This is a genomic window from Polaromonas sp. P3_A5 (assembly GCF_056403055.1).
Map to the genome: position 1 here is coordinate 146,270 of NZ_JBFUGF010000004.1, position 10,885 is coordinate 157,154.

General features: G+C 59.8%; 9 protein-coding genes. 3 read left to right on the forward strand and 6 right to left on the reverse strand.

From position 1 onward, the window contains the following. Positions 1-5: 5 nt before the first annotated feature. Together fmt and def are read right to left on the reverse strand one after the other, a co-directional pair. On the reverse strand, positions 6-992 hold the full coding sequence (fmt, locus tag AC1DU8_RS21970; RefSeq protein WP_477666949.1) for a methionyl-tRNA formyltransferase: 987 nt from the start codon (positions 990-992) through the stop codon (positions 6-8). A gap of 84 nt (positions 993-1,076) precedes the next feature. Then, positions 1,077-1,598 carry a peptide deformylase gene (gene def / locus AC1DU8_RS21975; RefSeq protein ID WP_477666950.1) on the reverse strand — a complete coding sequence of 174 codons (522 nt, stop codon included), beginning with the start codon at positions 1,596-1,598 and terminating at the stop codon, positions 1,077-1,079. Positions 1,599-1,815: 217 nt separating this feature from the next. On the opposite strand from def, the gene AC1DU8_RS21980 reads away from it, so the two are divergent. From AC1DU8_RS21980 to AC1DU8_RS21990, 3 genes are all read left to right on the forward strand, one after another. Further along, the gene (locus AC1DU8_RS21980) at positions 1,816-3,039 is read left to right on the forward strand and encodes a LysM peptidoglycan-binding domain-containing protein (protein WP_457282459.1); all 1,224 of its coding nucleotides are present in this window, start codon (positions 1,816-1,818) and stop codon (positions 3,037-3,039) included. 105 nt (positions 3,040-3,144) lie between these two features. After that, complete coding sequence (gene dprA / locus AC1DU8_RS21985; RefSeq protein ID WP_457282412.1) at positions 3,145-4,293, forward strand: DNA-processing protein DprA; 1,149 nt, start codon at positions 3,145-3,147, stop codon at positions 4,291-4,293. Between the two features lie 59 nt (positions 4,294-4,352). Further along, on the forward strand, positions 4,353-4,865 hold the full coding sequence (locus tag AC1DU8_RS21990; RefSeq protein ID WP_457282413.1) for a Smg family protein: 513 nt from the start codon (positions 4,353-4,355) through the stop codon (positions 4,863-4,865). Between the two features lie 66 nt (positions 4,866-4,931). Here the strand turns inward: AC1DU8_RS21990 and AC1DU8_RS21995 are convergent, their stop codons facing one another. The 4 genes from AC1DU8_RS21995 to yajC form a co-directional block, all read right to left on the reverse strand. Next, the gene (locus AC1DU8_RS21995) at positions 4,932-7,394 is read right to left on the reverse strand and encodes a DUF1631 family protein (RefSeq protein WP_457282414.1); all 2,463 of its coding nucleotides are present in this window, start codon (positions 7,392-7,394) and stop codon (positions 4,932-4,934) included. 28 nt (positions 7,395-7,422) lie between these two features. After that, the gene (secF, locus tag AC1DU8_RS22000; protein WP_477666952.1) at positions 7,423-8,376 is read right to left on the reverse strand and encodes a protein translocase subunit SecF; all 954 of its coding nucleotides are present in this window, start codon (positions 8,374-8,376) and stop codon (positions 7,423-7,425) included. A 42-nt stretch (positions 8,377-8,418) separates the two neighbouring features. Further along, on the reverse strand, positions 8,419-10,293 hold the full coding sequence (secD, locus tag AC1DU8_RS22005) for a protein translocase subunit SecD (RefSeq protein WP_477666953.1): 1,875 nt from the start codon (positions 10,291-10,293) through the stop codon (positions 8,419-8,421). 68 nt (positions 10,294-10,361) lie between these two features. After that, the gene (gene yajC / locus AC1DU8_RS22010; protein ID WP_457282417.1) at positions 10,362-10,703 is read right to left on the reverse strand and encodes a preprotein translocase subunit YajC; all 342 of its coding nucleotides are present in this window, start codon (positions 10,701-10,703) and stop codon (positions 10,362-10,364) included. Positions 10,704-10,885: the final 182 nt, after the last annotated feature.

Sequence of the window (10,885 nt, forward strand, 5' to 3'; positions counted from 1 at the left end):
TTTTTTCACCCCTGTCTGGCGATATCCGGTTGAATGAAGACCATGCCGGGACGGATCTCAAATCCCCGCAAAAATTCGGATGCATCCAGCGCCTTGCCGCCGGCTTTTTGAAGCCGGCTCATGCGCAGAACGCCATCGGCGGCACAAATGTCCACACCTTGTGGCCCTGCGGCAAGGACTTCACCGGCCTCGGCCCCACCCGGCCGGCGCACATCCGCCAGAACTTCGGCACGCCAGAACTTGAGGGTTTGCCCGTCTACAACACCGGCCGCGCCGGGAAACGGGTTGAACGCCCGGATGCGCCGCTCGAGTACGGCAGCGCTTTGCGACCAATCCAGCAATGCTTCATGTTTTTCAATTTTGTGTGCGTAAGTGATGCCCTCTGCGGGCTGAGAGACCGCCTGCAGGCCTCCGCACGCAGCGATCTCGAGGGCCTCCACGATGAGCCGCCCGCCCAGATTGGCCAGCCTGTCGTGCAGCGAAGCCGTGGTGTCGCCGGGTGCGATGCGCAGCTTTTCCGTCAGGAGCATGTCGCCCGTGTCCAGCCCGGCATCCATTTGCATGATGGTGACGCCGGTTTCCGGATCACCGGCTTCGATGGCCCGGTGAATCGGCGCGGCACCGCGCCATCTCGGCAACAGCGACGCGTGGATATTGAGGCAGCCCAACCGCGGTACATCCAGAACCCACAGCGGAAGAATGAGTCCGTAGGCCGCCACCACCATGACGTCCGCGCGTGCTGCGGTGATGGCTTCGCGCGCCGCGGCGGCATCGTCAGGGAATTTGCCGTCCAGCCGCAAGCTTCTGGGTTGGGCGATGGGCGTGTGTGAGGTTTCGGCCCATTGCTTGACGGGCGAAGCCTGCAGTTTCATGCCGCGGCCTGCGGGGCGGTCAGGCTGGCTCAGTACGAGGGGAATCTCAAAACCGGCTGCATGCAGCTTTTCAAGGGCCACACGGGCGAACTCAGGGGTACCGGCAAAAATGACACGCATGGAGTCCGATTCTAAAGACTCCTAGGGAAATCCCGTGGTTCCGGCACGCGGTACTGACGGCCGACGTCCGTACGTACGGACAGGTTAACGGGGCGAGTCGCGCTCCTCGTCCTTTTTCTGCTTGATCATCTTGGTTTTGATGCGGTTGCGTTTCAGCGGGGACAGGTACTCCACAAACACCTTGCCCATCAGATGATCCATTTCATGCTGGATGCAAACCGCCAGCATGCCTTCGGCTGCGTGCACCTGCAGCTTCCCGTCTAGATCCAGCGCCTGTACCTTGATGGCGGTAGAGCGTTCCACGCCGTCATAAATACCAGGCACCGACAGGCAGCCTTCGTCGCCCACGCGTGTTTCTTCGCTGGCCCAGACAATCTCGGGATTGATCAGCACCAGGGGCTGGGTCCGGTCTTCGCTGACATCAATCACGACCAGGCGCTCATGCACATCCACCTGGGTTGCCGCCAGGCCGATGCCCGCCGCTTCGTGCATGGTTTCGAGCATGTCGTCGACCAGCTTGCGCAGGCGCGCATCAACGGCCGCCACAGGCTTGGCAACGGTGTGGAGGCGGGGGTCGGGGTAACGAAGAATGGTTAACTGGCTCATGGAGGAAGGCTGGGCAATGGGTGAGATGTCGCTATTTTCGCCACTTTTCTCTGTTTTTCGGCATCCTGATATTCCCAGAATCGTGTATTCGTTGCTTAATCAAGGGCTTAGGTACAAAATCGTTAGTGATTTATCAAGATATAAACACGGTTTTTTTCGCGGGGTTGCACCCCGAAAACGCCGTCCTAGCCCCATAAAAGCGCCGAAGGCCTACAAGATGCAAACAATTTCTGGTCGTTTCAGTCAAATTTCAATAGCCGCTGCAGCTCTTTTGGGCATTTCGGTCGGCTTGCATGCTCAGAACTTCCCCATCACGGCCGACCAAAAAGCCACGGCAGCCCAAGTGGCCCAGACAGGCGTTCCCCTGGGCGATCTGGCTCCCAATGCGCCCGATACCTACACCGTGAAGCGCGGCGACACCTTGTGGGCAATTTCCGGTTTATTTCTGAAAAACGCCTGGCGCTGGCCCGAGCTATGGGGCATGAACCTCCAGGACATCCGCAACCCTCACCGCATTTACCCGGGGCAACAGCTCTATCTGGAGAAATCCGATGGGCGTGCCGTTTTGCGAACCCGCCAGGCCCAAACCGATGGCCCGCCGACAGACACCGTACGAGTTTCTCCGCGCACCCGCTTTGAAACCCTGGCAGACACCTCCATTCCCACGATCGCGCCCAACCTGATCGAGCCCTTCCTGAATGAGGCCTTGATCGTCGACGAGGCCATGCTTTCCAATGCGCCCCGCATTGTGGCGGCCCAGGAAGGCCGCGTTCTGCTTAGCCGCGGAGATCGCGCCTATGCGCGTAGCCAATACGGCACCGGCAGCACCACCGGCAAACCCCTGAGCATTGAAAAAGGCGAACCGGTCAATTACCGGGTGTTTCGCAACGCAACGCCGCTGAAAGATCCGACGACCCAGGCGATTCTGGGCTACGAGGCGCAATACGTCGGCAAGGCGGAAATAGCACGCGGCGAATCGGTTGCGGAAATAGCCGGTAAAGACGGCAAGCTGCAATCCGAAATCGTGCCGGCGACGATCGACATCGTTGCTACCAAAGAAGAGATGCGTGTGGGTGACCGGCTGTTGGTTGAACCGCCACGCGAGTTGCTGAATTACATACCGCACGCGCCTTCTTCTGCCGTTGCCGGACAGATTGTGTCTATCTATGGAAGTGCCGTGACCAATGCTGCGGAGAACCAGGTCGTGGTCATCAATCGTGGCGCCAGGGATGGCCTGGAACGTGGCCATGTCATGGCCATTCTCAAGGACGGGGAACGACTGAAAGACAAAACCGACAGTAACCGCACGCAGATCAAGTTGCCCAACGAACGAAATGGCCTGTTGATGGTGTTTCGCACTTTTGATGCCGTTTCCTATGCTCTCGTCCTTCAGGTGACTGACGGCGTGAAGGTAGGGGACCGTTTCGCCAACCCCAATTAACCGGCGGACAAGCAACGCACCGGCGTCGGTAATCCGAGCCCACCTACATTCGGGGCAAGTTCTCGAAGTCGTTGACCCTTTCTTCCTTTCAGCTCTGGCTATCACGTGGAAAAACATGAGCTCCAGGCCTGGTTGCGCCTGACCCTCTCAACGGGCGTAGGAAATGAGAATTCCCGCAAGCTGCTAGCCGCTTTTGGATCAGTGCAGGCGATTTTTGACCAGAGTTCAGCCGCGCTGGAACAGTTGGGTTCGGAGAAATTGGCCCGCGCACTCAGGGCAGAGCCTCCAAATCTGGCAGCCCAGCTGCAAATGACGCTGGACTGGTTGCAGGCCGGCGAGCACCGGCGGGTGGTCGCGATTGGAGACGCGGCCTACCCCGCGGCCTTGCTCGACATCGCCGATCCCCCGCTGATGCTCTACATGCTCGGCAAGCATGCACCCCAGCCGCAGGCGTTATCGCCATCCCCCGTGGCCCATATAGCCATCGTAGGCAGCCGCAACCCGACGCCGCAGGGCGAAGCTAATGCGCGCCAATTCGCCAAGGCCCTGGCCGGTGCCAAACTCTGCGTTGTGTCAGGCCTGGCCTTGGGTATCGACGGTGCGGCGCACGACGGCGCCATGCAAGCCGGCGGAGATACCATTGCCGTGGTGGGTACCGGACTAGACCGTGTCTATCCCAAAAAACATCTCGAGCTGGCGCACCGTATTGCGCAGCAAGGCATGATCATCAGCGAATTCCCGCTCGGCACGCCACCGCTGACCGCGAACTTCCCGAGACGCAACCGCATCATTTCCGGCCTGTCGCTGGGCACTCTGGTCATCGAGGCGGCTCTGCAATCCGGCTCGCTGATCACCGCGCGGCTGGCGGCCGAACAGGGCAAAGAGGTGTTTGCCATACCCGGCTCCATCCATTCGCCCCAGTCACGCGGCTGCCACGCACTGATCAAGCAGGGAGCCAAGCTGGTGGAAACTGCGCAGGACATATTGGAGGAATTAAATCTCCCTGCGCGGGGTGTGGCGCCGGGTGCAGCGGCATATACGTCAACAGAGAAAGAAACCGGTCTCCTGGTCGAGTCCCCCTCATCTACCGCCCTGATCGCCGCACTGGGATTCGACGTGGTGAGCCTGGACACACTACAGGCGCGAACCGGGATCGAAACAGCCATGCTGCAGGCACAGCTACTTGAGCTGGAACTCGACGGACAGGTGTTCAGGCTTCCCGGCGGCCTGTTCCAGCGACGCGCTGACGCATAAACACCGCACTCTTTTCACCGGCTTGACAATGCTGCCGCCAACTGCGTTATATTGGACGCATGTTCGAAGTACTCGTGTACGTCTACGAAAATTACTGGCAAGGTGACGCTTGCCCCGAACTTCAGCGGCTCGGCCGCAAACTGACAGCAGCGGGTTTTGAGGCGGAAGAAATCCAGGCGGCCCTCGTCTGGCTCGACGGCTTGAATATCGCCGCCCAAGGCACGCAAATCAGTCTGCCGGCCAGTGCCCCGTCAGAGCTCACCGAGCCCGGTGCGCATCCGGTCATTCAGCCCCAATCCCCCGACAGCCTTCGCGTTTATTCGGTTGCCGAGCAAACACAACTCGGCGCACAGAGCCTGGGATTTGTGAGCTTCCTTGAGTCGTCCGGCGTATTGCCTCCGCACATGCGCGAGATTGTGATTGACCGTGCCATGGCGGCACCGGGCGACCCCGTCACGCTGGATGACCTGAAAATCATCGTATTGATGGTCTATTGGAGCTTCGGCGAAGAACCCGATGCGCTGGTTCTGGACGAATTGTGCGACGACGCGGAAGGTCGCCTTGCTCACTGAATAGCACTGCGGCACAAAAACGACATTTTTGAACCGGTTGCCCGGGCACGCCGGACAACGAGGCCCTTAGCCGAGCAACCGCTCGGGATTTGCATCCAGCTTGGCAAGCGCGTCGCGCGTGGCACGTACCGTGAGCGCTTCCTCTTCCGTAGGCACCAGCAAACCCGACTGCAGGTAGGCCGCGAGCCGACGAGCCTGGATCAGGAAGTTCCGGCCATCGGCAGAAGCAAACAGGTGCAACTGCTTGCGATCACTGCACCAGGCAAACTGCACATGACTGATCTTGCCGTTGTGGTCCAGGCTGAACCATGTACCTACCTGGAGCTCCCGGGCCCATGCGCGCATGGCTTCCGTGGGCTGGCTGCCACCATCGGCGATCACTTCAATGTCGGTAGCATCGATCCCGATCATGGTGACCAGGCTGTCAGTATCTAGCGGCAGGTCGCCGACGTCCTCATCGGAAAGATAGTCTTCCAGGTTCATCAGCCGTTTGGCCATGATCTCCACCCGCTCCTGGGAAATGGTGTCGGTTTTGGACATGAATGCATCGGCCAGCGTATCGCTGATGGTCTTCAGGTGCCCGTCCTGGTCAGACACACCCAAGCCCAGCATGGACATGCCCAGGCGCAGCAGCTGCAGCAATTTCGGCAGGTCTGCAATCACACGGGCGCGATCATTGCGGTTCGGTTTGGCGCTCGCGGCCCACACCAGATCAGCGGCAGCCCGCTTGAGCGTGATGGTTTCCTCGTGCTGCGGCCCGTTCTTCATCGCGGCGATGGCCAGTACTTCGGCCCATACCTTGAAGAGGAATTCGCGGATCTCGTCACGAACCGGCATGTCATTGAGCATGTTCCGCATCTCAATGGTGTACTGGATCGTCATGGTCTCTTTTTGTTCGACCTGTTGCGCGACGCTCACAACACGGGCGGCGCTGCCATGCTCGGAAAGGAATTTGGATAAAAACTTTTCGAACTCGTCATAAACCAGCTGAAACACCCGGCGCCCTGTTTCGGGATACTGCTCTATCACTTGCACAATGCGCTTGACTTCAGATTCCATGGCGCCGCCGGCCACCGTGACGTCAAAGCCCAATACGCAGGAGCCCATGCGGTCGATCAACCGGCGTGCAGGATGCTGCAGCGACTCAAAGAACTCTGGCTCGGAAATCGCCACACGCAATACCGGCATCTGCAAACGGGCAAACCAGACCCGGATCACAGGCGGAATGCGGTCTTCGGCAAGAATGCTCTGGAACATCAGGGCGACGATTTCAATCGTCGCCTTCTCGGATGAGGTGGACGCCGCCTGCTTGAGCGTATTGGTTCGTTCCCGCAAGGCAGTAGCAGCATTGTCGACATGCACCTGGCCATAGATCTGCCCTTGCGCATCTGCGAGCAAGGTACGCTCTGCACCGGTTTCTTCCTGCTTCTGCACACTCACCATGGCCTGCGCGAGCTGAGGCGACGCCTGTGTGGGGTGGGTATCGTCGAAGCCTGCGACCTGGTTCGACAGCAAACGCTTGAGGTGCCCCATCACACCCTGGGCCCTCATGCGTGCCCTGGCGAGCGGCGTCGTCGCCGTTTGCATGCGGGTTTCATCGTAGACTGCGCCGCCTTGCCTGGATACGCCTGGCTGCGACCCTGCCCCTTCGGACGCCGCACCTCGAGAAGCTGCACCCTGACGGCCGGCAGAAGCTGAAGATCGCCCGCCACCCACACCCTGAACCCGGCTATCAGGCCCATCGCCCTGGCCTCCGCCAAAACCACGTGCGCCACCGCCTTCAGACCCGCCGGTCCTGGAGCCGGTTTCGCCGCCGAATTTGCCGCGTTCCTTCTCGGAAGTGGAGGCTTTCCTGGCAGACGCTCCGGCATCCGCAGCGGAGGGTGTGCGTTTGACCAGCGGCCGTAAGTCGATTTCCGCCATCACCCCCTGCTGCACCAAAAACTCGTTGGTGGCATGGTAAGTCTCCAGCAGGTGTGTGCCCATGTCCTTCTGGATGACATCCTGGACAACGAGCCAGACATCCCGTGGCAGCGATGCAAGACTCCATTGCTCAACCATGTGCTGGGCAAGCACCTCGGGGCGAAGAATGTCCTGCTTGTGCAATTCCGTGACGGCCTCCAGGTTTTGGATGCGCAACCGGAGGTCGTTCAACTCCCAGCTTGCGAAGTCCAGCAACCGAAGCGCGAGCCGCGAAGCAAGGATTTTGTCCTCCATCACGTCGTTACCCATCAATTCAAATTTGCCGCTGTCGGCAAACCTCGAGGGCGAGTTTGGCGCAGGAATCGTCTGGGCAGTGGTCCATGCGGCGGTTGTGCCACGAACCCAGGTGGCACCACTTTTCTGGAAAGCCATCCAGGCATCACGCCGGTCCTGCATTTCCCGGACACCGCCGGGCTGATCAACTGCGGCAGTGAGCCTGTCTTGAATGGTTTTCGCCAGTGCAGGCAGTACGCGTACAGCACGCTCCGCAAACAGCGCACGTGCCTGCTCGACCAGAACCCTGCTATTTTTGTTACTTGGAGCCACAGCCGCCCTAGGATGATTAAGTCATAGCTTACACCGTGGCCCCGGCGTTGGGGTCGTTGGGATCCTCGTCTTTTTTGGCCGGCCCTTTCATCAGGTCCTCACGCCGAATGCCAAGCCACATGGCGATTGCAGCGGCAACAAACACCGACGAATAGATCCCGAACAGGATGCCGATGGTCAACGCCAGGGCAAAGTAAAACAGGGTCGGCCCGCCAAAGAGAAGCATGGACAGCACCATGATCTGGGTGGAACCGTGGGTAATGATGGTACGGCTGATGGTGGACGTGATCGCGTTGTCGATGATCTCGGTGGTATTCATCTTGCGATAGCGTCGAAAGTTCTCGCGAATCCGGTCAAAGATCACTACCGACTCATTGACGGAGTAGCCCAGCACCGCCAGCACAGCAGCCAGCACAGCCAGTGAAAACTCCCACTGGAAGAAAGCGAAGAACCCCAAAATGATCACGACGTCGTGCAAATTGGCGATGATGGCCGCCACGGCATATTTCCATTCGAAGCGGAAAGCCAGATAGACCATGATGCCGAAGACCACCATGGCGAGCGCCTTCAGCCCGTCGTGGGCAAGCTCCTCGCCCACCTGTGGGCCGACGAATTCAGTGCGCCGCAGCGTCACATCCGGGCTGGCAGCCTTCAGGGCCGCAAGCACCTTGTCGCTTTGCTGCGCAGTGCTTACGCCCTTTTGTGCCGGCAAGCGAATCATCACGTCGCGTGAGGTGCCGAAATTCTGGACCTGCACATCGGCGAAGCCCAGCCCTGCCACCGTATCGCGGATTTTCCCGACGTCGGCAGCCTGGGTGTAGTTCACCTCCATCAGGGTGCCGCCGGTGAATTCGACGGACAGGTGCAAGCCGCGCGAGAACAGGAAGAATACGGCCAAAGCGAACGTGGCAAAGCTGATGGCATTGAAGATCAGGGCGTGCCGCATAAACGGAATGTCACGCTGGATTTTGAAAAATTCCATCTGGAGTCCTTGGGAAATTCAGGAAAAGGGCCGGGCGTGGGCTTACTTCGCCACCGCACCCGAAGTGGTGGGCCGCCACACAGTGCCAATGGAAACCGTCTTGAGCTTCTTCTGGCGGCCATACCAGAGGTTGACCAGGCCACGCGAGAAAAACACCGCCGAGAACATGCTGGTCAGGATACCGATGCAATGCACCACGGCGAAGCCGCGGACCGGGCCGGACCCAAAAGCCAGCAACGCAAGACCCACAATCAATGTCGAGGTGTTGGAATCCAGAATGGTTGCCCAGGCCCGCTCATAGCCTGCATGAATCGCCGCTTGCGCGGAGGCACCGTTTCGCAATTCTTCGCGCACACGCTCATTGATCAGCACATTGGAGTCGATGGCCATGCCCAGCGCAAGCGCCATCGCCGCCATGCCAGGCAAGGTCAAGGTAGCCTGCAGCATGGACAGCACCGCGACCAGCAACAGCAGGTTGACGGCAAGCGCCAGGCCGGAAAACAGGCCAAAAAGCATGTAGTAGATCGCCATAAACGCCACGATCACGACAAAGCCCCACGACACGCTGTGAAAGCCCTTGGCAATGTTATCGGCGCCCAGCGTCGGGCCAATGGTGCGCTCTTCAATGATTTCCATGGGAGCGGCCAGCGAGCCCGCACGCAGCAACAGGGCGAGATCGTTGGCTGCGTTGATATTCATGGCACCCGAGATGCTGAACCGTGTACCCAATTCCCCGCGAATGGTTGCCACCGAAATAGCCTGCCCTTTGCCCTTTTCGAACAGCAGGATGGCCATCGGCTTGTCCATGTTCTCGCGGCTTGTTTCGCGCATCACCCGTCCACCCTTGGCATCCAGCGTCAGGGATACATTGGGTTCCTGCTTTTGCGAATCGAAGCCGGCCTGGGCATCCGTCAGGCTCTCGCCGGTGACAAGGACCTGCTTCTTCACAATCACCGGATTGCCGCTGATATCAGGGAATTTTTCCGAGCCGAAGGGAACCATGCCTCCCCCGGTCATGGCTGCACGGGCCTCAGCGCTGTCATCCACCAGACGCATTTCCAGGGTCGCCGTGCGCCCCAGAATATCCTTGGCCTTTGCCGTGTCCTGCACGCCCGGCAGCTGTACCACGATACGGTCTGCGCCCTGTTGCTGGATCACCGGCTCAGCCACCCCAAGCTCGTTGATCCGGTTGTGCAGCGTCACCATGTTCTGCTTGAGGGCCTGGTCCTGGATGCGGCGCGCAGCCTCGGGCTTGATCGTGGCCGTCAGTTTGTACTCGGTTCCTTCCGGCACCTCCACCGTCTGCAGGTCTGGAAACTGGTCCTGAATCAGGCCTTTTGCAGATGCCAGCGTGGCCGAGTCACGCACCTTGATGTCAATAGCCTGGCCGTTGCGGGCGATGCCACCGTGCCGGATATTTTTTTCGCGCAACGACATCCGGACATCTCCGGCCAGGGACTCGGCACGCTTGGCCAGCGCGGCCTGCATGTCTACCTGCAGCATGAAGTGCACGCCTCCACGCAAATCCAGCCCCAGATACATGGGGTTTGCATGCAACGATGTCAGCCATGCAGGCGATCGGGACAACAGGTTAAGCGCCACCACATAACCGGAGTCCCCCGCATCAGGGGCCAGCGCTTTCTGAATCGCGTCCTTGGCCTTGAGTTGCGTGTCGGTATCGCCAAACCGCGCCTTGACGGAATTGCCGTCCAGGGCGATGACATCCGCCGTAACGCCGGCTTCCTTCAATATTTGCTCCACTTTCGCCATCGTCGTACTGTCGATCTTGACGGTGGACTTGGCGCTGGAAACCTGGACCGCAGGCGCTTCGCCGAAAAAGTTGGGCAGCGTGTACAGGGCTGCGACGATGAGCGCGATCACAATGATGGCGTACTTCCAGGCCGGATAACGATTCATGAGAGGGCTGTTCCTGATGGACGGATGAACAAAGTCAGGCCTGCCGGCCGGTGCGGCCGGCGAAAGCCTTATTTGGCTGGGGTGATAGCGCCTTTGGGCAGCACCTGAATGATCGCGCTGCGCTGCAGCTGGACTTCGACGCCTGGCGCCAGTTCGAGGGTCAGGTACACGTCGCCCAGCTTGGTCACCTTGCCCAGCAGGCCGCCAGCGGTGGCGACTTCATCGCCCTTGGCCAGCGCCTCAATCATGGCGCGATGCTCTTTCTGCTTTTTCATCTGCGGGCGGATCATGACGAAGTACAGGACTACGAACATCAGCACCAGAGGCAGCATGCCCGTCAGCGAGGACATCATGTCGCCGCCGGCGGCAGCAGCGGGAGCGGTTTGGGCAAAGGCAGAAGAAATGAACACGGCTAACTCCACAACGATTTAAAAGACACACTGGCGCGCGCCATCCGGCACGGACAGCGCACAGAGTTCACGATTGTATGCGGCGGGGCATCCGCAGAAGGGGGTAACTGGCGCGCGCCAGGGGCTTTTCAAGCCGGGTTGCGCGCAAAGGGCCGCTGCAAGCTCCGCAGCAAAGCCGTCCC